Raw genomic sequence first — 24,423 nt, forward strand, 5'->3', positions numbered from 1 at the left:
CTGTGGACTCGCCACGGTCGTCGTTTCGACCGTGGGCGACCCACCCAGCAGAGCGCCCATGATCAGCCCGGATGTTCCTGTCGTTAAGGTCCCGTTGCGCGAATATGCCGTCCTGGCGCGTGCCATGGGCGCCACCGTCTTTGCCCAGAACCTCGAAAAGCAGCCGGGCGAGCTGGTCGGCTGGCGCTTTCCCAAGGGCTGCTTCGTGCAGAAGGCGCATTTCCAGAGCCTGCTGGGCCGCCAGCCGGAGACCCTCTAGGCGTTGCCTTCCAGCGCCGCGAGCAGGCGCTGCGCCTCTTGCAGTTCGGTCTCGTTGAAGACGGCGACGCCCGCGCGCTTCAGCGCCGCCGCCGTGACGCCCTCGCCCGCCACCCGGGTGCCGCTGAAGCTGCCGTCGTAGTTTTCCACATTGCCGCAGGACGGACTGCGCGCCTTGAGCACCGCCAGGCGGATGCCATGGCGCGCGATCAGTTCGAGCGCGGCCGCGGCCCCGGCGACGAAGGCCCGGGTCACGTCCTCTCCGCTATCGGTCACCACCGGCAGCCGACCGTCCAGCACTGCGCCACCCTGGCCGCCGGGAATTTCCGCCGGCTGACGGGGCGTCGGCAGGCCACCGGCCACTTCCGGACAGAGCGGCACGATGCGGCCCTGGGCCTGCCAGACCGCCAGCAGGTCGAAGGGGCCGTGGGCACCGCCGTCATAGCGCACCCGATGCCCCAGCAGGCAGCGACTCACCAGTATCTTTTCCATGCAGCCTCCCGGTCCGCCGCCAGTCTACGCCCTAGGCCTGCAGCGGATTGTCGCCACGCCGGCGGAACCAGCCGGTCAGCGACAGCCGCTCGCGGGTGGCCGGCAGCACCTCGTGGGGCAACTGGCCGGAGAGAAAGCACACCAGGCTGCCGCCCAGGGGCAGGACATCCTGCTGGCGCCGCTCGTCCAGATAGAGCCGCAGCTCGCCGCCCTGCTCCGGCAACCAGGCATCGTTGAGATAGAGCACCAGGGAGACCATGCGGCGGTCATCGTCGCGGAAGCGATCCAGGTGCCGTGCATAGAAGGCGCCGGGCGGATAGAGGGCGAAGTGGCTCTCGTAGTCTTCCAGCCCCAGGAACAGGCAGCGGTTGAAGGCCTCGCGCAGGGTGTCCATGAGTTGCAGATAACGCTGCACGCCGGGATGGGCATCGTCCGGCTCCAGCCAGGCGATATGGTCGCCTCGTACCCCTTCGCGGATCAGCGGGCTTTCGCCACGACCGATGCCGGCGCGCTCCAGCTCACCGCGGGCGTGGCGCAACCGGCACTCGGCGGCCAGCTCGGCAGTGAGGTCCAGGGGCAGGAAGATGCTCTGCCGCGACCAGCCGTGCTCGGCGAGATCGTCGACGATACGTTGCAGCAGGGGATGCTCGGGGTGCAGAGCCATCGCGGAAACCGTCAGAACCGGGCCAGGCCGGCGGGATGCCGAGTGTAAGAGAAGTCGGCCACGGCTGCGCGCCTGCCTTGACCAGGCGACGAATGCCCGGGATGAGCGCCTCGACAGCCAGCCTGGGGTTGCCGACAATGGCGGACTTTCCGGCTCTGCGCCGCTGCCCGAGGTGTCCATGCGCGTTTTGTTCGCTTCCCTGCTTTTCGCCATCAGCCTGCCCGCCCTGGCCGACGATACGGTCAGTCTCTATCAGGCCGCAGGTTGGCCCGAGCAGCGCGGACACTTCCGTGACGCCCTGCAGGCTGCCCAGCAGCGCTACCAGAACAGCCTGCCGCCGGCGCTCTACCAGAGCCTGGTGGACAACAGCAACAAGCGCTACACCGCCGCGGCCATCGATCAGCGCGCACTGGCCGCCTTGCGCCAGAGCCTGCCGGCCGACGGCCCCGCCCTGCAGTTCTTCCAGTCGCCGGTGGGACGCAAGGTGGTCGCCGCGGAAATCGCCGCCACGCGCAGCGATCAACTGGCCAAGAACGCCAATGGCGTACCCCAGATGCAGGCCAGCCCGGCCCGGCGTGCCCAGGCCAAGCGCCTGGCCACTGCCCTGCCCGTGCGCGAAGCCGGGGCCGAGGTCAGCGTGGCCCTGGCGGGCCTCGCCGCCGACAGCCTGAGTTCGATGCTGCCGGGCCTGCTGGGCCAGCAGCAATCCGGCGGCATGATCGAGCAGCAGCGCCAGCGATTCATCCAGCAGATGAATGCCGGTGACCTGGAAAACACCCTGCTCTATGTCTATCGCCCCCTGAACGACAGCGAACTCGGCCAGTTCGCCGACTTTGCCAGCTCGCCCAATGGCAGCGCCTACTACCGTGCCGCCGTGGCGGCCCTGCGCGCCGGCCTGGGTGGCGGCGGTCAGTAAGACGGCTCAGGCGAGACGGTCGTCCAGCCAGCGGAAATAGCGCTGGCGCAGGGCTTCGGTCTCGTTGACCAGATGGTGCCGCGCCTCTGGCAGGCGCAGCACCTCGGGCCGAGCGAACTTGGCCTCCAGCACTCCCAGGTTGTGCCGCCAGTCGACGGTGAAATCCTGCTCGCCCTGGATCACCAGCAAGCTCCGGTTACTGGCCGGCGCCCTCTCCAGTTGCGGAATCCAGCGCGCCAGGGCGCCAACCCACTGCGCCGGCAACTCGCGTGGCTGCAGACTGTCCCGCTGCAGGAAGTCGAGAAAGGCCGGATCCCCGGAATTCACCGAGAAGCGCCGCGGCAGGGCACGCGCGAAGGGCTTCACCAGGCGATAGGTCCACAGGCCCTGGCGCCAGGCGTGGGGCCTGACCAGGGGCGCCAGCAGGATCGTCTCGCCCAGTTCGGGGGCGGGCTCACCGCGCAGCAGATAGTCCAGCAGAATGGCGCCGCCAGTGCTCTGGCCGAGCAGGTGCCAGGGCCGCGGCAGGTCCAGGCGGCGGGCTTCGGCGACCAGGGCCGTCAGGGCGGTCTGGTATTCGGCGAAGTCGTTGATGCTGGCGCGGGCCCCGCTCGACAGGCCATGCCCGGGCAGGTCGCAGGCCAGCACCGCCCACTGCCGTGACAGGGCCCAGTCCACCACGTGACCATAGAGGCCCATATGGTCGTAGTAGCCGTGCAGCAGCAGCAGGCTACCCCGCGGCTCGCGCGGCCACCAGCCTTGCACGGCGAGCTGGTAGCCGCCGGCGGTAAGTGCGCCCAGGGCCACCGTCACCTCCGGTCGCGCGAGGCTGTCTGCCAGGCGGTAATGGCGGCGATAGGCCTGGTGGTCGAGATCCGCCGGCAGGTCGCGATGCAAGGGCACCAGGGCCTGGCGGAGGCGGTCTAGATCGAAGGGAGGCGTCATGGCTCGGTTCACGGCGAAGTGGCCCCCATGATCGGCGCCTGGGCCGCCACAGGACAAGGGTTCGCCAAAGGACTTTTCCAATTGTTTCAAAATGCGCAACTCTTCCCTGCGCAAAGGTGTCTGAATATTTCACTGCCTAGGCAGTATTCTGGATCCGCTTCATTGCCTGGGCAGATACTGCAATGTCACATTTCGACCGTAGCAACTTTCCCCTGCGCTATTCCGTAGGCCATCTGATCCACCTGGCGAATCAGTACAAGGATCGCCTGCTGGACAGTCACCTGGTGCCCTACGACATCACTGCTGCCCAGTTCAAGGTGCTGCTGCTGCTCGCCCGCGACCTGACCGACACCCCGGCTGAACTCAGCCGCTGCCTGTCGCTGGACAGCGGCGCCATGACCCGCATGCTCGATCGTCTGGAAGCCAAGGAGCTGCTGCGCCGCGTGCGCAGTCTGAGCGACCGCCGCCAGGTGCGCCTGGAACTGACCGAACAGGGCAAGGCCCTGAGCAGTGAACTCATGCAAATCGGCGTCGACGCCCTCAACGACCTCACCCAGTGCCTGGATCGCCAGGAGCTGGACGACCTTGAACGCCTGCTCCGCCGCCTGCTCAGCCCCTCCGGCCTGTTGCCGGAGACCTCTGGAGACCTCTGATCCATGACCTTTCGCCTGCCATTGACCGCCCTCTGCGCCGCCCTGCTGCTGGCCGGCTGCGTGTCGTCCGAGGGGTTGCATACCCAGGGGCGCGCTGTGGATCCGGCGACGCTCAAGGGCGAAGCCACCTTTGCCAACGATCGCCTCTCCCCCGCCCAGTGGCCGAGCGCCGACTGGTGGACCCGGCTGGGCGATCCGCAACTCGATAGCCTGATCCGCGAGGCCTTGCGTGACAGCCCCTCGCTGCAGGAAGCCGATGCGCGCAGCCGCCAGGCCGATGCTGCGGTACTCGCTGCCGATGCCGACCGCTATCCGCAGATCGACGCCAATGGCGGCATCACTCGCTCGCGCCTCGCACGGCCGGACGATCCCGTCGGCCAGGGCGAACGCTACAGCACGCTGCGCCAGTTCGATGTGAGCGGCAGCTACAGCTTCGACCTCTGGGGTGGCCAGCGCGCCGCCTGGGAAGCCGCTCTCGGCCGTGCTCGCGCCGGCGAGGTGGATCGCCAGGCCGCGCGCCTGACCCTGGCGGCCAACGTCAGCCGCGCCTACAACCAACTTGGCCTGGCCTACGCCAACATGGACGTGGCCCAGCAGGACCTGGAGCGTACGCGCGGCATGCTCGACCTGGCCCAGCGCCGGGTCGACGCCGGTCTCGACAGCGACTACCAGCTGCAGCAGACCCAGAGCCTGGAAGCCAGCTCGGCCGCGGCCCACACCGCCGCCGAGCAGCAGGTGCGTACGGCCCAGATCCGCCTCGCCGTGCTGCTGGGCAAGGGGCCAGACCGTGGCGCCGAGATTCCACGACCGAAGCTGATTGCTCCCGCCGCGGTAAACCTGCCCGGCCAGTTGCCCGCCGAATTGGCCGGTCGCCGCCCGGACCTGATCGCCGCCCGCTGGCGGGTGGAGGCCGCGAGCAAGGACATCGTCGCCAGCAAGACCAACTTCTATCCCAACCTCAACCTCACGGTGGCGGCCGGCAGCAAGGCCATCCTCGGCGATGCCCTGTTCGGCGGTCCGGCGCGCTTCTTCAACGTCGGTCCGGCGTTGTCGCTGCCGATCTTCGACGGCGGTCGCCGTCGTTCCGATCTCGCCAGCCGGGACGCCGACTACGACCTGGCCGTGGCCCAGTACAACCAGACTCTGGTGCAGGCGCTGGGCGACATCGCCGACGCCATCACCCGCCAGCGTTCGCTGGATCAGCAGATCGTCGAGCAGCAACGGGCCCGCGACATCGCCAAGAGCTCCTTCGACATCGCCATGCAGCGCTATGGCGCCGGCATCGGCAACTACCTCGACGCCCTGACCGTCGAGCAGCAACTGCTGCAGGCCGAGCGCCAGCTGGCCAGCCTCCAGGCCGATCGCGTCGACAGCGGCGTGCTGCTGATGCAGGCCCTGGGTGGCGGCTTCCAACCGTCCAAACTGCCGCCGGCGCCCGCCGCCGCGGCCACACACTGATACCGAGAGCCCGACCATGGCCGATTCCGCCGCAACCCCCAATGACAATGCCCAGGAGCAGAAACCGCAGCGCTCCGGCAAACGCAAAGTCCTCCTGCTGCTCCTGCTGCTGGTGGTGATCCTGGCCGGCGTGGGCGTCTACTGCTACCACCTGTTCTATGGCCGCTTCCATGCCAGCACCGACGACGCCTACGTCAACGGCAACCTGGTGCAGATCACGCCCCAGGTCGTCGGCACCGTGACCCGCATCGCCGTGGACGATGGCGACTTCGTCCGCCAGGGCCAGCCGCTGGTGGAATTCGATCCCAGCGACACCGCCGTGTCCCAGCAGAGCGCCGAGGCCAACCTGGCCAAGACCGTGCGCCAGGTGCGCGGTCTGTACAGCAACGTCGACAGCTACAAGGCCCAGGTGGCCGCCCGGCGCGTCGAGGTCGAACGGGCCCGCGCCGACTACGCCCGCCGCCAGCAACTGGCCAAGGGCGGCGCCATCTCCAAGGAAGAACTGGCCCATGCCCGGGACACCCTGGTCGCGGCGCAGAGCTCCCTGACCTCCGCCCAGCAGCAACTGGACACCAACCAGGCACTGGTGGACGACACCGAGATCGCCTCGCACCCGGACGTCAAGGCCGCCGCCGCCCAGCTGCGCCAGGCCTATCTGAACCATGCCCGCAGCACCCTGGTGGCGCCGGTCAGCGGCTATGTCGCCAAGCGCTCGGTGCAGGTCGGCAGTCGCGTGCAGCCCGGCGCGGCGCTGATGGCCGTGGTGCCTCTGGACCAGATCTGGATCGACGCCAACTTCAAGGAAACCCAGCTCGCCGAGATGCGTATCGGCCAGCCGGTGGAAATCCACTCCGACCTCTATGGCGACGACGTACGCTATCGCGGCGTGGTGGAAAGCCTGGGCGTGGGTACCGGCAGCGCCTTCTCGCTGCTGCCGGCGCAGAACGCCACCGGCAACTGGATCAAGATCGTCCAGCGCCTGCCCGTGCGGATCCGCCTGGAAGGCGACAACCTGGACAAGCACCCGCTGCGCATCGGCCTGTCGACCGTGGTCGACGTCGACCTGCACGACCAGGACGGCGCCCGCCTGCCCACCACCACGCCGCAGCAGCCGCGCTACAGCACCGACGTCTACGACCATCAGCTGGCCGATGCCGACCAGCTGATCCAACAGATCGTCCACAACAACGGTCCGGCGGCGCGTGCCGCGGGCGTCGCCAAGCGCTGACAGCCAAGGAGGCTCCCTGCGAGCCTCCCCGTCCACCCCTTCTGGTAATCCGTCATGAGCGATAACGCCTTTCGCCCGGCGAGCCTGGTCCTCGCCACGGTGGGCCTGTCCCTGGCCACCTTCATGCAGGTGCTCGACACCACCATCGCCAACGTCGCCCTGACCACCATTTCCGGCAACCTCGGGGTGAGTTCGGAACAAGGCACCTGGGTCATCACCGCCTTTGCCGTGAGCAACGCCATCGCCCTGCCGCTGACCGGCTGGATGGCGCGGCGCTTCGGCGAGGTCAAGCTGTTCATGGCCGCCGTGGTGCTCTTCGTCATCACCTCCTTTCTCTGCGGCATCGCCACCTCCATGCCGGAACTGGTGATTTTCCGCGCCATGCAGGGCTTCGTCGCCGGCCCGCTCTATCCCATGGCCCAGACCCTGCTGCTGGCGATCTTTCCGGCGGCCAAGCGCGGCATGGCCCTGGCACTATTGGCCATGGTGACGGTGGTGGCGCCCATCATCGGCCCCATCGCCGGCGGCTGGATCACCGACAACTACAGCTGGCCGTGGATCTTCTTCATCAACATTCCCATCGGCATCTTCGCCACCCTGGTGGTCTGGAGCCAGCTGGGCAAGAAGCCGGAAAAGCTGGTGCACCAGCCCATCGACTATGTCGGGCTGATCCTCCTGGTGCTGGGTGTGGGCGTATTGCAGGTGGTGCTGGACAAGGGCAACGATCTGGACTGGTTCGAATCCAACCTGATCTGCCTGGGCGCGGCCTTTTCCGCCGTGGCCCTCACCGCCCTGGTGATCTGGGAGCTGACCGACAAGCATCCCATCGTCAACCTGCGGCTGTTCCGCTATCGCAACTTCAGCTTCGGCACCCTGGCGCTGGTGCTGGGCTATTCGGGCTTCTTCGGCATCAACCTGCTGCTGCCCCAGTGGCTGCAGACCCAGCTCGGCTACACCCCGGTGTGGGCGGGTCTGGCCGCGGCGCCCATCGGCATCCTGCCGGTGATCCTCTCGCCGCTGGTGGGCAAGTTCGCGCACAAGACCGACCTGCGTCTGCTGGCCGGCGGCTCCTTCCTGGTGATAGGGGCGTCCTGCTTCATGCGCGCCACCTTCAACAACGAGGTGGACTATCGCCACATCGCCGAGGTACAGACCTTCATGGGCCTGGGTGTGGCGCTGTTCTTCATGCCGACCACCAGCATCCTGCTGTCCAGCCTCAAGCCGTCGGAGCTGGCGGATGGTGGCGGTCTGGCGACCTTCCTGCGGGTGCTGGGCGGCAGCTTCGCCTCCTCCCTGACCACCTGGCTGTGGCAGCGCCGCGCCATCCATCACCATGCCCAGCTGACCGAGGACGTCACCGTCTACAGCCCGGCCACCCAGCATTATCTGGACGCCCTCGGCGGGCCGTCGCAGCAGGCCTATGCGCAGCTGGACAAGGTGGTGGAGAGCCAGGCCTACATGCTCTCCACGGTGGACTACTTCACCCTGCTCGGCTGGATCTTCATGGGCCTGTTCCTGATCATCTGGCTGGCCAAGCCGCCCTTCGCGGCCAAGCCGGGGGCCGGTGGCGGCGACCACTAGCCCGGCATTCAGGGAGTGCCGGGCTGGGTCTCCAGGTAGTCGGCGATGTCGCGCAGGTCCTCGGCGTCGCCGATGCCCCAGAATCTCATCTTGGTGCCCGGCACCTTCCGCTCGGGATCGCGCAGAAAGGCCGCCAGGGCCTCGCGATCCCAGGCGAAGCCGGCCTGGCGCATGGCGTCGGAATAGGTATAGCCGGCCAGGCTCCCGGCCTGGCGACCGAAGAGGTCGTTGAGCTGGGGGCCGAAACCGGACTGGGCGCCCGGTCCCACCGAATGGCAGTTGTGGCAGCGGCGCAGGAAGAGATTGCGGCCATTGTCGGCATCGGCCCAGGCCAGTTCACCGCTGAGCAATGCCAGCACGGCCAGCCCAGCCAGGCCCTTCATCGCTGGCACTTCCGGCAATAGACGCTGGCGCGCTGGCCCAGGCGGATCTCCTGCAGGCCAGTCCCGCAGACCTTGCAGAATTCGCCCTTGCGCCCGTAGACGAACAGCTCCTGCTTGAAATAGCCCGGCGCCCCATCACCACCGATGAAGTCGCGCAGGGTGGTGCCGCCGCTTTCGATGGAGCGCGCCAGGACCTTCTTGATCTCGACGGCCAGGCGCTCGTAGCGCGCCCGGGAAACGCTGCCAGCGGCCCGGCGGGGATCGATGCCGGCGGCGAACAGCGCCTCGGCGGCGTAGATGTTGCCCACCCCCACCACCACGGCGTTGTCCATGATGAAGGGTTTGACCGCCATGCTGCGCCCGCGCGACAGCTCGAACAGCCGACCGCCGTCGAAGGCCTCGGTCAGCGGTTCGGGCCCCAGCTTGCTCAGCAGCACATGGGCATGGGGATCCTGGGTCCAGAGCAGCGCACCGAAGCGGCGCGGATCGGTGTAACGCAACGACAGCCCGGATTCCAGCTCGATGTCGACGTGCTCGTGCTTGGCCGGCGGCTGGTCGGCGGGCACCAGGCGCAGGCTGCCGGACATGCCCAGGTGACCGATCAGGGTGCCGCTCTCGGCGCGGATCAGCAGGTACTTGGCCCGTCGCTCGACGGCCTCGATGCGCTGCCCGGAGAGGCGCACATCCAGGTCCTCGGGTACCGGCCAGCGCAGCCGGCCATCGCGGACGATGACCCGGCGCACGCGCTGACCGACGACATGGGGCTCGATGCCCCGGCGAGTGGTTTCGACTTCAGGTAGTTCGGGCATGAGGATCCAGAAGGATTGCGGACGCCTTAGTAATTGATCCGACCGCTGCCCATTTCAAGGATGGTTTCCTTGAGCGACTCGAAGTCGTATTCGGACAGGCCGACGTGATCCAGCACCCGCGGCGCGATGGCCTGCCACTCGTGATCCTCGTCCTGGCCACCCAGGGCGCGATAGCAGCGGCAGATGTGCTCGGCCATCTTCAGCAGCGCCAGCAGATTCTTGATCTGGATGTCGGTGGACGAGTCCTCGTCGAAGACCGACTGGGCGTTGTGGTGATTGGCGATGGCCTGGCCGACGTGTTCCGGCAGGCGCCAGGAGCGGGAGATGAAATAGCCCACCACGGCGTGATTGGTGCTGAAGATGCGGTTCTCCACGTCCACCACCCGCACCTGCTCGTTGACGCTGGCATAGGCCTCTTCCAGCACCGCCATGTAGTTGGGGAAGCGCTTGAGCATCAGCGGGATGCCGCAGTTGTGGAACAGACCCAGGGCATAGGCCTCGTCCGGGGTCGGATAGCCGGTCTTCTTGGCCAGGCTCAGGCAGGTCTCGGCGACGTCCTGGGCGGTGTCCCAGAAGCGGTTGAGGATGACGATGGTCTCGTCGGTGAGCTCGCCCTTGATCGACTGGGCGTTGATCAGGTTGATGACCGACTGGCTGCCCAGCAGATTGACCGCCCGCTGGATCGAGGTGATGCGATTGCTGAGACCGAAGTACGGCGAGTTCACCAGCTTGAGCAGGGCGCCCGAGAGCCCCGGGTCCTGGCCGATCAGGCGGGAGATGACCTTGAGATCGGGGCTGGGCATGAGTTGTTCGAGTTGCAGATCCACCATGATCTGCGGCTGCGGCGGAATGCTGATGCCTTGCAGAGCCTGACGGATCTGCTCCTCGGACAGCTGAGGGGACGCTTGGGACATGGGGACTACTCTGCGATGGATGTCGCAAATCTACTCCGCACCGCTCGGCTATGCCATCGGGCGCGACGAAGGAACTTCAGAGGGGTAAAGCGAGACGGATTTAGGAGCGCTGGCAAAAGGCTAGCCCGACCGAATTCCAATCGAGGTATCCGCAACCATGGCTACATCCCTGAACGGCAAGAAAATCGCCATCCTGGTCACCGACGGCTTCGAGCAGGCCGAACTCACCGGCCCCAAGCAGGCCCTGGAACAGGCGGGCGCCCAGACCCACATCATCTCCGCCGAGAACGGTGAGGTGCGCGGCTGGGACGGCACCGAGCCGGCCGACAGCTTTCCGGTGGACCTCACCTTCGCCGCAGCCAATGCCGGCGACTATGACGCCGTGCTGCTGCCCGGCGGCGTGGTCAACGCCGACACCATCCGCATCGACGAGCAGGCCCAGCAGCTGACCAAGCAGATCGCCGACGCCGGCAAGCCGGTCGCCGTCATCTGCCACGGTGCCTGGCTGCTGATCTCCGCCGGCCTCGTGCAGGGCAAGACCCTGACCAGTTGGCCCTCGCTGACCGACGACCTCAGGAACGCTGGCGCCACCTGGCAGGACCAGGAAGTCATCGTCGACGGTCAACTGGTGAGCAGCCGCAAGCCAGACGACATTCCGGCCTTCAATCGCGAGTTCATCAAGCTGCTGGCAGGCTGAGTCATCAAGACTGGCACTTTGATCTCATAAGACTGAACTTATGGCAAAGTGCCAGAGTCTTATCGAGTGCCCCCAAAGCACTTTTAGCCCGCCCTGCCCGGCGGGCTTTCTTTTGCCCGGCGTTTGGCTGGAGCCTTTTCAGAATCTTGCGAGCTAGAGCCAAACAAGGCTCGGGCGGCCCCGCAAAAACGCCTGAGGCAGCGGATCGGACCCGCGCTTGGTGTTTACACAGGGTAGACGACGGGGTCGGCCTTCCAGGGTGTTTGCAATGCCGTCTGGCCGACACGCAGCCGATTATGAACAGGCTTCAGGCCTGGAAATCACCTTGCAGATCCACCAGATGGCGCTCGATGTCGGCCAGGCGCTGGCCCTGATCGCTCATGCCCAGCCAATCCAGCTTGAGGTGCGCCTCGAACGGCAGCAGATAGGCCAGCTGGCAGCCCAGGGCCTGGCGGTCGACAACCTCGCCGCCCATGTCCAGGCTGGCCACCATCGGATGCTGGGCCAGGGCCGCCAGCAGCGCCATCAGGTCGGCGTCGCCATCGCGTAGCGGCTGGGGATCGGTTTCCGGGAGCCACTCCACCTCACCCACCACCAGGTGATCGGGTTGCTCTTCCTGGCTCAGCAGGCGAAAGCGCCGTCCGCCTTCGATGCGGATACCCAGCAGGCCGTTGCTCTGCTGCTGCCAGTCGCGGATCAGCGCCTCGCAACCGTAGGCACCCAGGCGATTCGGCGCGCCACCGGTCTCGCGGCCTTCGAGGATGGTCACCACGCCAAAGCTGCTGCCCTGCTTGAGGCAGCGACCGAGCATGTCCAGATAGCGGGCTTCGAACAGCTGCAGATCAAGGCGGCAGCCGGGGAACAGGGTGGTATTGAGCGGAAACAGGGGCAGCGTCATGAAACCTCCGGGGCTTGAGGGTCCTGCTGGATAGAGCATCGAGCGCCGCCGAAGGCTCCCGCGCGGCGACGCGCGGGGCCTGGTCGGGTCAGAAGCGATAGACCTCGGCGCCGGTGCGGATGGGCACCACGGCCGGCAGCGTCGGCCGAGCCTGGGCCTCTTCGACAAGTTTCTTCGGCTCCTTGCGCGCCATCTCGGTCTCGCGGCGGCCGCGCTGGGCGACCTTGGTGAGATCGGTGGCCAGCCGCACCGACAGTTGTTGCAGCAATTCGCCCTGGGCCCGCACCTGGGCCGCGCGATCGCCCGCGTGCCGGGTCTGCAGGTGGATCACCTCGGTATCCAGCAGCCGGCCCTGGCCGTCGCGCAACTGCCAGCTGGCATCGAGGGTGGCAGGCGCCTGGTCACCGGCATCGAGCCGGGTCACCACCAGCTCCACCCGGTACTGCGGATCGAAGCCTGCGGGTTGCTCCCCCACCACCACCCGACCGCTATTAAGGCGGGCGGCGAGTTGGCGCTGCAGCAATTGACGCACGTTGGCGTCCAGCGGTCCGGCCCAGTGGTCGCGGGTGGTCTTGAGACTGCCGTCGGGCTGGCGCTCCAGCAGCACGTCGCGCTGCAGGTAGTCGGCCAGTTGCAGGCTTTCGATCCACACCGCAAGGCCGCGCTCACTGCTCGCCGGCGCACGCGCATTGCCGCCATCGAGCTGGTAGTAGTGGCTGGGGCCGAGGCTGGCACAGCCACCCAGGCCGGCCAGCAGGCCAACGAGCGCCAGCCTGACAAGACACATCCGTTTCATCGAGGCTCTCTCTCGACGGGCAGCGAGGCCCGGCGAGTCCTGGTCGAAAAAATCCGGGCTATGCTAGCGGCTGACCGCGGGCGGCTCAAGTTTCCACCTGCAGCGAGTCCACCCGCTGGAAGCCCCGTGGCAGCTTGTTGCCCCGCCGGCCGCGCTCGGCACGATAGTGCTCCAGGTCGCTGCCCTTGAGGGTATAGGGGCGTTTGCCGGCCTGCAGCGTGAGGGAAGCGCCGGCCGGCACCACGGCCAGATCGACCACGTATTCCTCGCGCTTGGCGACCCGTTCGCCGGGAATGGAGATCAGCTTGTTGCCCTTGCCCTTGGCCAGCTGCGGCAGCTCGGTGATGGCGAACACCAGCAGCCGTCCCTCGTTGGTGACCACCGCGAGGGAGGTGTCTTCCAGGGAGGCGACCGGCTTGGGCGGCAGCACCTTGGCCCCATTGGGCAGACTGATCAGCGCCTTGCCGGCCTTGTTCTTGGCCTGCAGGTCCTCGCCCCTGACCACGAAGCCGTAGCCGGCGTCCGAGGCCAGGACATAGAGGCTGCTGTCGTCCGGCAGCAGCAGACACTCGAAGCTGGCGCCCGGCGGCGGCGTCAGGCGTCCGGTCAGGGGTTCGCCCTGGCCACGCGCCGACGGCAGTGAATGGGCGGCGACGGAATAGCTGCGGCCGCTGGAATCGATGAAGACGGCGAACTGATTGGAGCGGCCCTGGGCCGCTGCCTTGAAGCCGTCGCCGGCCTTGTAGGACAGCCCGGTAGGATCGACGTCATGGCCCTTGGCCTGACGCACCCAGCCCTTCTCGGAAAGCACCACGGTCACCGGCTCGGTCGGCATGAGCTCGGTTTCGGACAGCGCCTTGGCCTCGGCCCGGGCGACGATGGGCGAGCGGCGGGCGTCGCCATAGGTCTCGGCATCCTTGATCAGTTCGTCACGGACCAGGTTGCGCAGCTTCTTGTCACTGCCCAGCAGGGTCTGCAGGCGCTTCTGCTCCTTGAGCAGTTCGGCCTGCTCGCCGCGGATCTTCATCTCTTCCAGGCGCGCCAGCTGGCGCAGGCGGGTCTCGAGGATGTAGTCGGCCTGGTCCTCGGAGAGTTCGAAGCGGGCCATCAGCGCCTGCCTCGGATGCTCTTCGGTGCGGATGATGTGGATGACTTCATCCAGGTTGAGGAAGGCGATCAGCAGGCCATCCAGCAGGTGCAGGCGGCGCTCGACCTTGTTCAGACGGAACTGCAGGCGACGGCGCACTGTGCCGATGCGGTAGATCAGCCACTCCTGGAGGATCTGCCGGAGGTCCTTGACCTGGGGCTTGCCGTCCAGGCCGATGACGTTGAGGTTGACCCGGTAGCTGGACTCCAGATCGGTGGTGGCGAACAGGTGCTGCATCAGTTCGTCGGCATCGATGCGGTTGGAGCGCGGCACGATGACGATGCGGGTCGGATTCTCGTGGTCCGACTCGTCGCGCAGGTCGGCCACCATGGGCAGCTTCTTGGCCTGCATCTGGGCGGCGATCTGCTCCAGCACCTTGGAACCTGAGACCTGGTGCGGCAGCGCGGTGATGACCACGTCGCCGTCTTCGCGGCGGTAGACGGCGCGCATGCGCACCGAACCGCGACCAGTCTCGTAGATTTTGCGCAGATCGGCGCGGGGCGTGATGATCTCGGCTTCGGTGGGGAAGTCCGGGCCCGGCACGTGTTCGAGCAGTTCGGGAATCCCGGCGATGGGATCGTCCAGCAGGCGTATGCAGGCGGCCGCCACCTCGCGCAGGTTGTGCGGCGGGATGTCGGTGGCCATGCCCACGGCGATGCCGGTGGTGCCATTGAGCAGCAGGTTGGGCAGCCGCGCCGGCAGCACCGCCGGCTCGTTCAGGGTACCGTCGAAGTTGGGCACCCAGTCCACGGTGCCCTGCCCCAGTTCGTTGAGCAGCACCTCGGAATAGCGCGACAGGCGTGCCTCGGTGTAGCGCATGGCGGCGAAGGACTTGGGATCGTCCGGCGCACCCCAGTTGCCCTGGCCATCCACCAGCGGATAGCGATAGGAGAACGGCTGCGCCATGAGCACCATGGCTTCGTAGCAGGCCGAGTCGCCATGGGGGTGGTACTTACCAAGCACGTCACCCACGGTACGGGCGGATTTCTTGTGCTTGGCGTCGGCATCCAGCCCCAGTTCGCTCATGGCGTAGATGATGCGGCGCTGGACCGGCTTGAGGCCGTCGCCGATGTGCGGCAGGGCGCGATCCATGATGACGTACATGGAGTAGTCCAGATACGCCTTCTCGGTGAAGTCGGCCATCGATCGGCGTTCGACGCCATCCAGGCTCAGGTCGAGGGGTGCACTCATGGGGGTCCTTTGGTGTTACGTCGTTGATCGGGGGGCCCGGTCCATTGCGGTCATGGACCGCTCCTACAGGTGCTCGATACACCTGTAGGAGCGGTCGCTGCGGCGAACCGCCATGGCCGCGATAGGCGCAGCCAACATATTTAGAGCAGCACTTCGGCGCGATCGCCCTTGGATTCCAGCCAGCTCTTGCGGTCGCCGGATCTCTTCTTGGCCAGCAGCATGTCCATCATCTCGAGGGTGGCGGGCACGTCGTCGAGGGTCAGCTGCACCAGGCGCCGCGTGTTGGGGTCCATGGTGGTCTCGCGCAGCTGCAGCGGATTCATCTCTCCCAGGCCCTTGAAGCGGGTCACCTGGGGCTTGCCGCGCTTCTTCTCCGCCGCCAGGCGATCGAGGATGCCATCCCGCTCGGCGGGATCGAGCGCATAGTGCACCTCCTTGCCGAGGTCGATGCGGTACAGCGGCGGCATGGCCACATAGACGTGGCCGGCATCCACCAGTGGCCGGAAGTGCTGCACGAACAGCGCGCACAGCAAGGTAGCGATGTGCAGACCGTCGGAGTCGGCGTCGGCGAGGATGCAGATCTTGCCGTATCTGAGGCCGCTCAGGTCGGCGCTGCCCGGGTCGATACCGATGGCCACGGCGATGTCGTGTACCTCCTGACTGCCCAGCACCTCGCTGCCATCCACTTCCCAGGTATTCAGGATCTTGCCGCGCAGCGGCATGATGGCCTGGAATTCCTTGCTGCGCGCCTGCTTGGCGCTGCCGCCCGCAGAGTCGCCCTCCACCAGGAACAACTCGGATCTCATCGGATCCTGACCGGCGCAATCGGCCAGCTTGCCGGGCAGCGCCGGCCCCTGGGTGATCTTCTTGCGCTCGACCTTCTTGCCCGCCTTGAGGCGGCGGCCGGCATTGTTGATCGCCAGTTCGGCGATCTGCTGACCCAGCTCCGGATGGGCGTTGAGCCAGAGACTGAAGGCGTCCTTGACCACCCCGGAAACGAAGGCCGCGGCCTCGCGGGAGGACAGGCGCTCCTTGGTCTGGCCGGAGAATTGCGGCTCCTGCATCTTCATCGAGAGGACGAAGGCGATCCGCTCCCAGACGTCTTCCGGGGCCAGCTTGAGGCCGCGCGGCAGGAGGTTGCGGAATTCGCAGAATTCGCGGATGGCGTCCAGCAGGCCCTGGCGCAGGCCGTTCACATGGGTGCCGCCCTGGGCGGTGGGAATCAGGTTGACGTAACTTTCCTGCACCGACTCGCCGCCTTCGGGCAGCCAGAACAGCGCCCAGTCCACCGCTTCCCGGGCCGAGGCCAGGGTGCCGTGGAAGGGTGCCTCGGGCAGCCGCAGGGCGTCGCCCACGGTGTCGATCAGATAGGATCTCAGCCCGTCTTCGTAATGCCATTCGCTGCGCTCGCCACTGGCTTCGTCGAGGAAGCTCACCGCCAGGCCCGGGCAGAGCACCGCCTTGGCCTTGAGCACGTGCTTCAGGCGGCTGATGGAAAACTTGGGCGCATCGAAGTACTTGGGGTCCGGCCAGAAGTGCACGCTGGTGCCGGTATTGCGCTTGCCAACGCTGCCGACCACGGCCAGTTCGCTGGCCTTGAAGCCATCGGCGAAGGCCATGCCGTATTCGTTGCCCTCGCGCTTGACGCGCACCTCGACCCGGGTCGACAGGGCGTTCACTACCGAGATGCCCACGCCGTGCAGACCGCCGGAGAACTGGTAGTTCTTGTTGGAGAACTTGCCACCGGCGTGCAGCTTGGTAAGGATCAGCTCGACGCCGGAGACGCCCTCTTCCGGATGGATGTCCACCGGCATGCCGCGGCCGTCATCGATGACTTCGAGGGAGTTGTCGGCGTGCAGGATCACCTGCACCTGGCGCGCATGACCGGCCAGGGCCTCGTCCACGCTGTTGTCGATGACTTCCTGGGCCAGGTGGTTGGGCCGCGAGGTGTCGGTGTACATGCCAGGGCGCTTGCGCACCGGATCGAGTCCGGAGAGGACTTCGATGGCGTCGGCGTTATAGGCGTTCTGCGTGGCCATGGGGTCTCTATTCGAAGGTGTTGAAATCCAGCTCGCGCCAGAGCGCCGGGTCGAAGCCGGCCAGCTCCAGCAGCAGCGGCAGCTGGCGATGGAAGCCCTGGAAGCCGTGGTCGCCACCCTGCTCGATGCGCAGGGTACAGCCGCCGTAGTAACGTTCGGCGTCGCGGTAGTCGAGGGTCTCGTCGCCGGTCTGCAGCCAGACGTGGAAACGCTCGGGATCCGCCGGCGCCGCGACTTCCAGCGCACGCATGGCCTCGACGTGGGCCTCGGTAAGGGTCCAGCTCTCGCCGGTATGGTGATTGCGCTGGGGCCCCAGGTAGTGCTCCATGAAGCGCCAGGGCCGGACCGCCGGATTGATCAGTACGGCCTTGAGCCCATGGCGCTCGGCCAGGACGGTGGCATAGTAGCCGCCCAGGGAGCTGCCGACCAGCAAGGGGGCGTCAAGCTCGGCCAGCTCGCGCTCCAGCAAAGCGAAGGCAGCGTCGGCATCATTGGGCAGCGCCGGCGCGCGCAGGCGGTCCGCCAGGCCGAGGCGGGTCATGCAGGCAGTGAGCTGCCGCGCCTTCAGGGACGCGGGTGAGCTGTTGAAACCATGGATATAGAGGATCGACGGCATCGGGCCGCTCCTACTGGATAAAAAAACAGGTAAAGAGTAACCCGTTTCGACCCTCGCGACCAAGACAGCCGACCGGCGTCAGCCCGGGCAGCCCTAGTAGCCCGCGGCGCTGTGATCCACGGTGAAGGCATGCTGTTGCAGACGCGAGACACCAGTCTCCAGATTGCCGTCGGGCAACAGGCGCAACCAGCGATAGCCCGGGGCCTGATCGCCCGCCTTGAAGTCCTGGCTGCCCGGCTCGAATTGCAGGCCGGTGGACGGCGAGGCCAGCAGGCGTACGCCGTTGCGCAGCTGATCGAACTCCTGGTGGATGTGCCCCCAGAGCACCACCTTGACCTGGGGATGGCGATCCAGCACGGCAAACAGCTCGTCCGCCCGGTGCAGGCCCAGGGGCTCCATCCAGCCACACCCCACGGGTACCGGATGATGGTGCAGGCAGATCAGTGCCGGACGCTCGGGCGCGGCACTCAGGGCCTCGTCTAGGGTCACCAGCTGCGCCTGCTCCAGCTCGCCGAAGACGCAGCCGCGCACGGTGCTGTCGAGCAGAATCAAGCGCCAGGCGCCCAGGTCGGTGACGGTTTCCAGGAAATCGCGATTGCCACAGGCCTTGGCCATGGGCACGTTCTCGTCATGATTGCCAGCCAGCCAGCGCATGGGCGCAGCCAGGGGTTCGGTCAGCTCGCAGAAGCGTTGATAGGACGCCACGGAGCCGTCCTGGGAGAGATCACCGCTGGCCAGCAGCAGATCGATGCGTGGCTGCTCCCGGACCACCTGGGCCACCACCTGTTGCAGGCTGGCTGCCGTATCGATACCCAACAACCGACCGTTGGCGCGCGCGAACAGATGACTATCGGTCAATTGGACGACGAGGGGAGCGTTGACACTATCCGGCAAACTCACCAAAGCCTCCTGGGGCATAAGGGGACAACGAGCGCAGGCAGGGTGCAGAAAAGTTCCCGGGAACTTGCGTGCATGCTTCACATTTTCGCAGCTTGCACCGCGCGAGGGAAGCTACGGCTGTCAGCGTTGCGCCCCAGTGCTCATCGCTGCAGGATAGGTTCAGCTTCGTGGCCACAGGCCAGGCAGTGACTCAGCCACTCACCGAGAAACAGATTGAGCTGACTCTTTTCGTCAGGCTGATACATGGCCTGATTGGGATAGGGATAGCGTCCGAGCAGGTGCCGGGAGGCCCCGGCCGACACCACTTCCGCCATCCGCGCATCGTGATAGACGCGCACTTCCAGTTCGGGCACCGGCAACCAGGGCAGCCCCAGTTCCTGACGCACCCGCAAGACCGTCGTATAGGGACAGGCCTCGGTGACTTCCAAGGCGAGCACGCCCAGTGGGCGCTCGCCTTGCGACAACATGACGCGGCGCGACACCACGGCTTCGCGCATCTTGGGCAGAAGCCGCATCAGCCGCACGTAGTTGGCCTCGCACGTGGCCTGCAGGCCCGGCAGGTCAACTCGATAGCGATCTCGCAGTTTCAGCCCCATAACCCCCGTACCTCGGCGCGATTGAGCGCCAACCATTGCAGGGCGATGATAGCCGCTGCGTTATTGATTCGACCGTCGCGAACCCCGGCCAGTGCCTCGTCCAGCGACCAGACATGGACGCGAATGTCCTCGCCCTCCTCTTCCAGGCCATGGACGCCACCGGCATCCGCGGTGCTGCAGCGACCCAGGTAGAGATAGACCTGTTCGTCGCTGCCGCCAGGCGAGGGGAAGTAGGTGGAGATGGGCCAGAGCGATTGCAAGGTCAGCCCGGCTTCTTCCTCGGCTTCCCGATGAGCGACCGCCTCGACGGCCTCGCCCTGCTTGTCCACCAAGCCCGCCACCGGCTCAAGCAGCCATGGATGAGCGGTCTTTTCCATGACGCCGACGCGAAACTGCTCGATAAGCACCACCTCGTCGCGCGCGGCGTCGTAGGGCAGCACGCAGACCGCATCGGGACGCACGAAGACCTCGCGTTCCAGTTCCGGCCCCAGGGCACCGGAGAACTGGCGGTGGCGCAGCCGGAAGCGGGCCATGCGGTAGAAGCCCTGGAAGCAGATCTCGCGGCTCAGGATTTCAACGGCGGGCGCCTGGGATTCGTTGGCTTCGGTCATGGGCGCTCCAGCGCTGAATGAAGGTGATCAGCTCATCCTAGCGTGCCCCCCGCGCTCGTGCAGCCCCTGGCGCGCCAAGTCGCGAAAGGGACAACAAGCCGGGAAACCTCCGGCCGCCCCTGGCAAACTTATTGAGCCAGACGGGTTCGAAAGCCGTCATTCTCTGTTTCCATGACAAGGAATCCCATGCGTATCCGCCCACTCCTCCTGCTCGCCGGCCTGCTGCTCGGTGGTTGCCAAAGCGTCTTCGGCCCCAACCTCGACAAACCCCTCACGCCTCGCCATCAGGCCTGGGAGCACCGCCCGGCCGGTTGCCAGGGCGAAGACTGCCCGCTGATCAACATCGACTACGTGGAATTCGGCGACCCGGCGCTGGACGCCCTGGTGCAGCGGCACCTGCTGGGCCTGGCCCGCGCCGAGCCGGGTGCGCCCATCCCGGCTTCGCTGGAGAGCTACGAGCGGGACTTCCTCGCCAAGGCGCAGCCACGCTGGAGCAGCTATCTGCAGGCCAAGGTGCGTGAACAGCATGACGGCCTGGTGATCATCGAGTTCTCCAGCTACCTGGCCAATGGCGGTGCCCATGGTCTGGCCGGCCGTGACTTCGTCACCTGGGATCGCCATCTCGACCGGCAGATCACCCTGGGCGACATGCTGGTGCCGGGGCAGGAAGCCGAGTTCTGGCGGCTGGCGCAGCTGTCGCGCGAGGCCTGGATGGTCAGCAACAACGTCGGCGATGCCGACTTCCGCCAGCAGTGGCCCTTCCTCAAGACCAACAACGTGGCCCTGGACTTCGGCGCCCTGACGCTTAAGTACGACATCGGCAGCATCGCCCCCTACGCCATGGGCCATCCGGAGCTGAAGATCCCTTATCCCAAGCTCAATGGCATCCTCAAGGGCGAGTATTTCCCGGGGCGGGGCAAGGCGCGGCAGCCGTAGGACCTGGTCAACCGAAATCATCTGCTGCAAGCGGGTTTGATCGCGGCCATGGGCCGCTCCTACAGCGGACTCAATCTTCTGTAGGAGCGGCCGCATCACCGGATCCATGGCCGCGATACCCCCACCCCAACCCTCCCCCGCACGCGGGAGAGGGGGCAGTTAGGCGTAGGTTGGGTTGAGCGCAGCGAAGCCCAACAGGCCGGCCCCTAAACCCGCTTCAATCCGAGCAGCGCCTGCGCGGCGCCAGCCACCACGATGGCTGGCAGGGTCGCGCCCCAGGCGGGGAGCAGGGTCGGCAGCAGGTGGTAGACGGCCACGCCCAGGGCCCAGGCGATCAGGGATTCCAGGCGCAACGCCCGTACCCGCTGCGGAGCCTTGCGGCGGCGCAGCAGGAAGTGATCCACCAGCACCACGCCGAACAGCGGGGCGAACACCGAGCCGATCAGCAGCAGGAAGTGTTCGTACTGGGCCAGGGGCACCAGCAGCGCCAGCAGGGTGCAGAGGATGCCGATAGCCAGGGTCAGCTGCCAGATCTTCACCTGGGCCAGGAAACCCGTCGCCACCGCCGCCGAGTGATAGGCGGCAAAGGCGTTTTCCGATTCGTCCAGCAGGATCAGCAGCAGCGGCAGGCCCAGGCCGGCCACGGCCAGGGCGCGCAGCAGGGCGTCGGCTTCACCGCCGCTGGCGAAAGCCAGGGTGTAGGCGAAGCCCAGGCCCATCAGCCAGAGGTTGCCACAGAAATAGCCCAGCATGACGCCGCGCCCGGCGCTACGCCCGGTGCGGGCGAAGCGGGTGTAGTCGGCGATCACCGGTAGCCACGACAGCGGCATGGCCACCACCAGGTCGAAGCCCAGGGCCTGGGTCAGGGAGCCGTCGCCCGAACGCTGCCAGAGCGCGGCCAAGTCGGCGCGCAGGAAGAGGTCCAGGGTCAGCCAGGTGCAGGCCCCGAGCAGCAGCCAGATGCCCCAGCGGCTGAGGAAACGGCGCACGAAGGTTAGGGGACCGGCCACCGCCAGGGCCGTGGCCAGGGCGCCGAAGACCAGGGTCCAGAGCACCGGCGAGGCCCAGCTCTGCAGGCCCCAGCTGCCCAGCAGCACACTGGCAGCCTCGCGCATCACCACCAGTTCGAAGGCGCCCCAGCCGATCAGCTGGGTGATGTTGAGCACCGCCGGCAACAGCGCGCCGCGCTGGCCGAGGCTCTGGCCCAGGGCGCTCATGCCGGCCAGGCCGGTATCGCTGCCCACCAGGCCGGCGGCCGCCAGCAGCAGCACCCCGACCCCGGTGCCGAGCACCAGCACCAGCAGGCCATCGGCCAGGCCGAGGCCGGGTGCCAGCAACGCGCCGGCCTGGGCCACCATGAGACCGATGCCCAGGGAGAACCAGAGGGTGAAGAGATCGCGCCCGCCAAGGATGCGGCGGTCCGCCGGAACGGGGATGGTGGGGGTATAGAGGCCGGGGGCCTGGGCCATGATGGGTCTCGTGAGCAAGGGGTTGAGGACGCCCGACGTCGTGGGGTGACGCCGGGCATTGTTGGGCTTCGCTGCGCTCAGCGCCAACCTACGGTCGTCAGACCTGCTTGTAGATCACCCCGCCTTCGTCCTTGAAGCGCGCCGCCTGTTCCTGGAAGCCGGCCTCGATGGCCTTCTGCTCGTCGGTCAGACCGTTTTCCTTGGCGTAGTCGCGGACTTCCTGGGTGATCTTCATGGAGCAGAACTTGGGCCCGCACATGGAGCAGAAGTGCGCCACCTTGGCCGAGTCCTTGGGCAGGGTCTCGTCGTGGAAGGCGCGCGCCGTGTCCGGGTCCAGGCCCAGGTTGAACTGGTCTTCCCAGCGGAATTCGAAGCGCGCCTTGGACAGGGCGTTGTCGCGGATCTGGGCGCCAGGGTGCCCCTTGGCCAGATCGGCGGCATGGGCGGCGATCTTGTAGGTGATGATGCCGGTCTTGACGTCGTCCTTGTTGGGCAGGCCGAGGTGCTCCTTGGGCGTCACGTAGCAGAGCATGGCGCAGCCGAACCAGCCGATCATGGCGGCGCCGATGCCGCTGGTGATGTGGTCGTAGCCGGGGGCGATATCGGTGGTCAGCGGACCGAGGGTGTAGAACGGCGCCTCGTCGCAGCACTCCAGCTGCTTGTCCATGTTTTCCTTGATCAGCTGCATGGGCACATGGCCCGGACCTTCGATCATGGTCTGGACGTCATGCTTCCAGGCGATCTTGGTCAGCTCGCCAAGGGTTTCCAGCTCGCCGAACTGAGCGGCGTCGTTGGCATCGGCGATGGAGCCCGGGCGCAGGCCGTCACCCAGGGAAAAGCTCACGTCGTAGGCCTGCATGATCTCGCAGATGTCTTCGAAGTGGGTATAGAGGAAGTTTTCCTTGTGATGCGCCAGGCACCACTTGGCCATGATGGAGCCGCCGCGGGAGACGATGCCGGTGACGCGCTTGGCGGTCAGGGGCACGTAGTGCAGACGCACCCCGGCATGGATGGTGAAGTAGTCCACGCCCTGCTCCGCCTGCTCGATGAGCGTGTCGCGGAACAGCTCCCAGGTCAGTTCTTCGGCGACACCATCGACCTTTTCCAGGGCCTGGTAGATGGGCACGGTGCCGATGGGGACCGGCGAATTGCGGATGATCCACTCGCGGGTCTCGTGGATGTGCTTGCCGGTGGACAGGTCCATCACGGTGTCGGCGCCCCAGCGGATGCCCCAGGTCAGCTTCTCGACCTCTTCCTCGATGGAAGAGCCCAGGGCGCTGTTGCCGATGTTGCCGTTGATCTTCACCAGGAAGTTGCGGCCGATGATCATCGGCTCCAGCTCCAGGTGGTTGATGTTGGCCGGGATGATGGCGCGGCCGCGGGCCACCTCGTCGCGGACGAACTCGGGGGTGATCTCCTGGGGAATGCTGGCGCCGAAACTCTGGCCGCGGTGCTGATTGCCGAGCAGGCCGGCGGCGCGGGCTTCCTGCAGCTTCATGTTCTCGCGGATGGCGATGTATTCCATCTCCGGGGTGACGATGCCCTGGCGGGCATAGTGCATCTGGGAAACGTTGCGCCCGGCCTTGGCCCGGCGCGGCTGGCGCGCCAGGTCGAATCTCAGGGCGGCCAGGCTCGGATCGGCGAGGCGCGCCTGGCCGAACTCGGAAGACAGCCCGGCCAGCAGCTCGGTGTCGCCGCGCTCTTCGATCCAGCGCGAACGCACGTCCGGCAGGCCCTTGCGCAGGTCGATACGGGCGGCCGGGTCGGTATAGGGACCGGAGGTGTCGTAGACGCACACCGGGGCGTTCTTTTCACCGCCGAACGCGGTGGGAGTATCGGCGAGGGAGATTTCCCGCACCGGCACGCGAATGTCGGGACGCGAACCGGTCAGATAGACCTTGCGCGAATTGGGCAACGGCTGGGTGGACTGATGGTCGACGCGGGTGAAGTCGGTGACGTTGTTCTGCTTGTTCATCGAGGCTCTCCTGGTGGGCGCGTTGCCGAGGGAAGAACCTGGACGAAGGGTGGGCACGCAGGAAGAGGCAAGCCCGGACGGATGGCGACCACGGATGGAGACGGCGGACGCCCTCTTGTTCCCTACGCAGGTTGACGCACCGCCATGCGGCGCGCCTAGCCTGATCAGGTTCAACGGGATCCGGGACTACCCGATCTCAGCGCCTCGTAGCGCACCCCGACAAGAACGTGGCCAGTGTAAACCCAGAGCGG

The 24,423-nt window shown here is 66.7% G+C and carries 24 protein-coding genes and 1 riboswitch; of the genes, 8 read left to right on the forward strand and 16 right to left on the reverse strand.

Annotation, left to right across the window (positions count from 1 at the left end; all coding sequences use genetic code 11):
* Positions 1-58: 58 nt before the first annotated feature.
* Positions 59-259 (forward strand): hypothetical protein, encoded by a 201-nt coding sequence (locus QE444_RS21115; RefSeq protein WP_007162082.1) that lies wholly within the window; start codon positions 59-61, stop codon positions 257-259.
* On the opposite strand, the gene QE444_RS21120 is transcribed toward QE444_RS21115, so the two are convergent.
* The gene (locus QE444_RS21120) at positions 256-750 is read right to left on the reverse strand and encodes a DUF523 domain-containing protein (protein ID WP_309741532.1); all 495 of its coding nucleotides are present in this window, start codon (positions 748-750) and stop codon (positions 256-258) included. The two genes, QE444_RS21115 and QE444_RS21120, sit on opposite strands and share 4 nt — an antisense overlap.
* Before the next feature lie 31 nt (positions 751-781).
* Positions 782-1,414, reverse strand: coding sequence for a 2OG-Fe(II) oxygenase (locus tag QE444_RS21125; protein WP_187980186.1), 633 nt, complete (start codon positions 1,412-1,414; stop codon positions 782-784).
* Between the two features lie 178 nt (positions 1,415-1,592).
* On the opposite strand from QE444_RS21125, the gene QE444_RS21130 reads away from it, so the two are divergent.
* Positions 1,593-2,330, forward strand: coding sequence for a DUF2059 domain-containing protein (locus tag QE444_RS21130; RefSeq protein WP_133862572.1), 738 nt, complete (start codon positions 1,593-1,595; stop codon positions 2,328-2,330).
* A 6-nt stretch (positions 2,331-2,336) separates the two neighbouring features.
* Here the strand turns inward: QE444_RS21130 and QE444_RS21135 are convergent, their stop codons facing one another.
* Complete coding sequence (locus QE444_RS21135; protein ID WP_280311423.1) at positions 2,337-3,275, reverse strand: alpha/beta hydrolase; 939 nt, start codon at positions 3,273-3,275, stop codon at positions 2,337-2,339.
* Positions 3,276-3,457: 182 nt separating this feature from the next.
* Here QE444_RS21135 and QE444_RS21140 point away from each other — a divergent pair, with 182 nt between their 5' ends.
* From QE444_RS21140 to QE444_RS21155, 4 genes are read left to right on the forward strand one after another with little or no spacing between them, the layout of a single operon-like run.
* Positions 3,458-3,928: a MarR family transcriptional regulator gene (locus QE444_RS21140; protein WP_133862574.1), complete on the forward strand. Its 471-nt coding sequence runs from the start codon at positions 3,458-3,460 to the stop codon at positions 3,926-3,928.
* Positions 3,929-3,931: 3 nt separating this feature from the next.
* On the forward strand, positions 3,932-5,386 hold the full coding sequence (locus QE444_RS21145) for an efflux transporter outer membrane subunit (RefSeq protein ID WP_285386410.1): 1,455 nt from the start codon (positions 3,932-3,934) through the stop codon (positions 5,384-5,386).
* A gap of 16 nt (positions 5,387-5,402) precedes the next feature.
* Positions 5,403-6,614, forward strand: coding sequence for an efflux RND transporter periplasmic adaptor subunit (locus QE444_RS21150; RefSeq protein ID WP_133862576.1), 1,212 nt, complete (start codon positions 5,403-5,405; stop codon positions 6,612-6,614).
* A gap of 54 nt (positions 6,615-6,668) precedes the next feature.
* Positions 6,669-8,195 (forward strand): DHA2 family efflux MFS transporter permease subunit, encoded by a 1,527-nt coding sequence (locus QE444_RS21155; RefSeq protein ID WP_133862577.1) that lies wholly within the window; start codon positions 6,669-6,671, stop codon positions 8,193-8,195.
* An 8-nt stretch (positions 8,196-8,203) separates the two neighbouring features.
* Here QE444_RS21155 and QE444_RS21160 read toward each other — a convergent pair whose 3' ends face one another.
* From QE444_RS21160 to QE444_RS21170, 3 genes are read right to left on the reverse strand one after another with little or no spacing between them, the layout of a single operon-like run.
* A complete protein-coding gene (locus QE444_RS21160; RefSeq protein ID WP_309741538.1) occupies positions 8,204-8,578 on the reverse strand; it encodes a c-type cytochrome in 375 nt (124 codons plus the stop codon).
* Positions 8,575-9,387, reverse strand: a complete 813-nt coding sequence (mutM, locus tag QE444_RS21165; RefSeq protein WP_093256224.1) for a bifunctional DNA-formamidopyrimidine glycosylase/DNA-(apurinic or apyrimidinic site) lyase — start codon at positions 9,385-9,387, stop codon at positions 8,575-8,577. The genes QE444_RS21160 and mutM overlap by 4 nt, the downstream gene beginning before the upstream one ends.
* 26 nt (positions 9,388-9,413) lie before the next feature.
* The gene (locus QE444_RS21170; RefSeq protein ID WP_405046487.1) at positions 9,414-10,238 is read right to left on the reverse strand and encodes an HDOD domain-containing protein; all 825 of its coding nucleotides are present in this window, start codon (positions 10,236-10,238) and stop codon (positions 9,414-9,416) included.
* Positions 10,239-10,458: 220 nt separating this feature from the next.
* Here QE444_RS21170 and QE444_RS21175 point away from each other — a divergent pair, with 220 nt between their 5' ends.
* Positions 10,459-10,998 carry a type 1 glutamine amidotransferase domain-containing protein gene (locus QE444_RS21175; RefSeq protein ID WP_187980192.1) on the forward strand — a complete coding sequence of 180 codons (540 nt, stop codon included), beginning with the start codon at positions 10,459-10,461 and terminating at the stop codon, positions 10,996-10,998.
* A 307-nt stretch (positions 10,999-11,305) separates the two neighbouring features.
* On the opposite strand, the gene QE444_RS21180 is transcribed toward QE444_RS21175, so the two are convergent.
* From QE444_RS21180 to QE444_RS21215, 8 genes are all read right to left on the reverse strand, one after another.
* Positions 11,306-11,896, reverse strand: coding sequence for an LON peptidase substrate-binding domain-containing protein (locus tag QE444_RS21180; protein ID WP_133862581.1), 591 nt, complete (start codon positions 11,894-11,896; stop codon positions 11,306-11,308).
* Between the two features lie 88 nt (positions 11,897-11,984).
* A complete protein-coding gene (locus QE444_RS21185; protein ID WP_273861824.1) occupies positions 11,985-12,683 on the reverse strand; it encodes a membrane integrity-associated transporter subunit PqiC in 699 nt (232 codons plus the stop codon).
* 94 nt (positions 12,684-12,777) lie between these two features.
* Positions 12,778-15,030: a DNA topoisomerase IV subunit A gene (gene parC, locus QE444_RS21190; RefSeq protein ID WP_309741544.1), complete on the reverse strand. Its 2,253-nt coding sequence runs from the start codon at positions 15,028-15,030 to the stop codon at positions 12,778-12,780.
* Positions 15,031-15,170: 140 nt separating this feature from the next.
* Complete coding sequence (gene parE / locus QE444_RS21195; RefSeq protein WP_273861823.1) at positions 15,171-17,069, reverse strand: DNA topoisomerase IV subunit B; 1,899 nt, start codon at positions 17,067-17,069, stop codon at positions 15,171-15,173.
* 7 nt (positions 17,070-17,076) lie between these two features.
* Complete coding sequence (locus QE444_RS21200; protein WP_133862585.1) at positions 17,077-17,685, reverse strand: YqiA/YcfP family alpha/beta fold hydrolase; 609 nt, start codon at positions 17,683-17,685, stop codon at positions 17,077-17,079.
* Between the two features lie 93 nt (positions 17,686-17,778).
* Positions 17,779-18,603 (reverse strand): 3',5'-cyclic-AMP phosphodiesterase, encoded by an 825-nt coding sequence (gene cpdA, locus QE444_RS21205; RefSeq protein WP_178083930.1) that lies wholly within the window; start codon positions 18,601-18,603, stop codon positions 17,779-17,781.
* Between the two features lie 122 nt (positions 18,604-18,725).
* Positions 18,726-19,181 carry a DUF1249 domain-containing protein gene (locus QE444_RS21210; protein ID WP_132832828.1) on the reverse strand — a complete coding sequence of 152 codons (456 nt, stop codon included), beginning with the start codon at positions 19,179-19,181 and terminating at the stop codon, positions 18,726-18,728.
* Positions 19,172-19,792: an NUDIX domain-containing protein gene (locus QE444_RS21215; protein WP_133862587.1), complete on the reverse strand. Its 621-nt coding sequence runs from the start codon at positions 19,790-19,792 to the stop codon at positions 19,172-19,174. Before QE444_RS21215 ends, QE444_RS21210 begins: the two co-directional genes overlap by 10 nt.
* Positions 19,793-19,978: 186 nt before the next feature.
* Between QE444_RS21215 and QE444_RS21220 the strand changes: the two genes are divergently transcribed.
* Complete coding sequence (locus QE444_RS21220; protein WP_133862588.1) at positions 19,979-20,728, forward strand: RsiV family protein; 750 nt, start codon at positions 19,979-19,981, stop codon at positions 20,726-20,728.
* 206 nt (positions 20,729-20,934) lie between these two features.
* On the opposite strand, the gene cytX is transcribed toward QE444_RS21220, so the two are convergent.
* Together cytX and thiC are read right to left on the reverse strand one after the other, a co-directional pair.
* The gene (gene cytX, locus QE444_RS21225; protein WP_187980201.1) at positions 20,935-22,197 is read right to left on the reverse strand and encodes a putative hydroxymethylpyrimidine transporter CytX; all 1,263 of its coding nucleotides are present in this window, start codon (positions 22,195-22,197) and stop codon (positions 20,935-20,937) included.
* Positions 22,198-22,294: 97 nt separating this feature from the next.
* Complete coding sequence (gene thiC / locus QE444_RS21230) at positions 22,295-24,172, reverse strand: phosphomethylpyrimidine synthase ThiC (RefSeq protein WP_309741551.1); 1,878 nt, start codon at positions 24,170-24,172, stop codon at positions 22,295-22,297.
* Between the two features lie 102 nt (positions 24,173-24,274).
* Positions 24,275-24,401: riboswitch (TPP riboswitch) on the reverse strand.
* Positions 24,402-24,423: the final 22 nt, after the last annotated feature.

It is taken from the genome of Pseudomonas sp. SORGH_AS_0199 (assembly GCF_031453735.1).
Taxonomy (GTDB): domain Bacteria; phylum Pseudomonadota; class Gammaproteobacteria; order Pseudomonadales; family Pseudomonadaceae; genus Chryseomonas; species Chryseomonas aestiva.

Excerpts from the sequence above, each read along its gene's own strand:
- QE444_RS21115 (WP_007162082.1), top strand. The coding sequence starts at position 59 with ATGATCAGCCCGGATGTTCCTGTCGTTAAGGTCCCGTTGCGCGAATAT.
- QE444_RS21120 (WP_309741532.1), bottom strand. The coding sequence starts at position 750 with ATGGAAAAGATACTGGTGAGTCGCTGCCTGCTGGGGCATCGGGTGCGC.
- QE444_RS21125 (WP_187980186.1), bottom strand. The coding sequence starts at position 1,414 with ATGGCTCTGCACCCCGAGCATCCCCTGCTGCAACGTATCGTCGACGAT.
- QE444_RS21130 (WP_133862572.1), top strand. The coding sequence starts at position 1,593 with ATGCGCGTTTTGTTCGCTTCCCTGCTTTTCGCCATCAGCCTGCCCGCC.
- QE444_RS21135 (WP_280311423.1), bottom strand. The coding sequence starts at position 3,275 with ATGACGCCTCCCTTCGATCTAGACCGCCTCCGCCAGGCCCTGGTGCCC.
- QE444_RS21140 (WP_133862574.1), top strand. The coding sequence starts at position 3,458 with ATGTCACATTTCGACCGTAGCAACTTTCCCCTGCGCTATTCCGTAGGC.
- QE444_RS21145 (WP_285386410.1), top strand. The coding sequence starts at position 3,932 with ATGACCTTTCGCCTGCCATTGACCGCCCTCTGCGCCGCCCTGCTGCTG.
- QE444_RS21150 (WP_133862576.1), top strand. The coding sequence starts at position 5,403 with ATGGCCGATTCCGCCGCAACCCCCAATGACAATGCCCAGGAGCAGAAA.
- QE444_RS21155 (WP_133862577.1), top strand. The coding sequence starts at position 6,669 with ATGAGCGATAACGCCTTTCGCCCGGCGAGCCTGGTCCTCGCCACGGTG.
- QE444_RS21160 (WP_309741538.1), bottom strand. The coding sequence starts at position 8,578 with ATGAAGGGCCTGGCTGGGCTGGCCGTGCTGGCATTGCTCAGCGGTGAA.
- mutM (WP_093256224.1), bottom strand. The coding sequence starts at position 9,387 with ATGCCCGAACTACCTGAAGTCGAAACCACTCGCCGGGGCATCGAGCCC.
- QE444_RS21175 (WP_187980192.1), top strand. The coding sequence starts at position 10,459 with ATGGCTACATCCCTGAACGGCAAGAAAATCGCCATCCTGGTCACCGAC.
- QE444_RS21180 (WP_133862581.1), bottom strand. The coding sequence starts at position 11,896 with ATGACGCTGCCCCTGTTTCCGCTCAATACCACCCTGTTCCCCGGCTGC.
- QE444_RS21185 (WP_273861824.1), bottom strand. The coding sequence starts at position 12,683 with ATGTGTCTTGTCAGGCTGGCGCTCGTTGGCCTGCTGGCCGGCCTGGGT.
- parC (WP_309741544.1), bottom strand. The coding sequence starts at position 15,030 with ATGAGTGCACCCCTCGACCTGAGCCTGGATGGCGTCGAACGCCGATCG.
- parE (WP_273861823.1), bottom strand. The coding sequence starts at position 17,069 with ATGGCCACGCAGAACGCCTATAACGCCGACGCCATCGAAGTCCTCTCC.
- QE444_RS21200 (WP_133862585.1), bottom strand. The coding sequence starts at position 17,685 with ATGCCGTCGATCCTCTATATCCATGGTTTCAACAGCTCACCCGCGTCC.
- cpdA (WP_178083930.1), bottom strand. The coding sequence starts at position 18,603 with ATGCCCCAGGAGGCTTTGGTGAGTTTGCCGGATAGTGTCAACGCTCCC.
- QE444_RS21210 (WP_132832828.1), bottom strand. The coding sequence starts at position 19,181 with ATGGGGCTGAAACTGCGAGATCGCTATCGAGTTGACCTGCCGGGCCTG.
- QE444_RS21215 (WP_133862587.1), bottom strand. The coding sequence starts at position 19,792 with ATGACCGAAGCCAACGAATCCCAGGCGCCCGCCGTTGAAATCCTGAGC.
- QE444_RS21220 (WP_133862588.1), top strand. The coding sequence starts at position 19,979 with ATGCGTATCCGCCCACTCCTCCTGCTCGCCGGCCTGCTGCTCGGTGGT.
- cytX (WP_187980201.1), bottom strand. The coding sequence starts at position 22,197 with ATGGCCCAGGCCCCCGGCCTCTATACCCCCACCATCCCCGTTCCGGCG.
- thiC (WP_309741551.1), bottom strand. The coding sequence starts at position 24,172 with ATGAACAAGCAGAACAACGTCACCGACTTCACCCGCGTCGACCATCAG.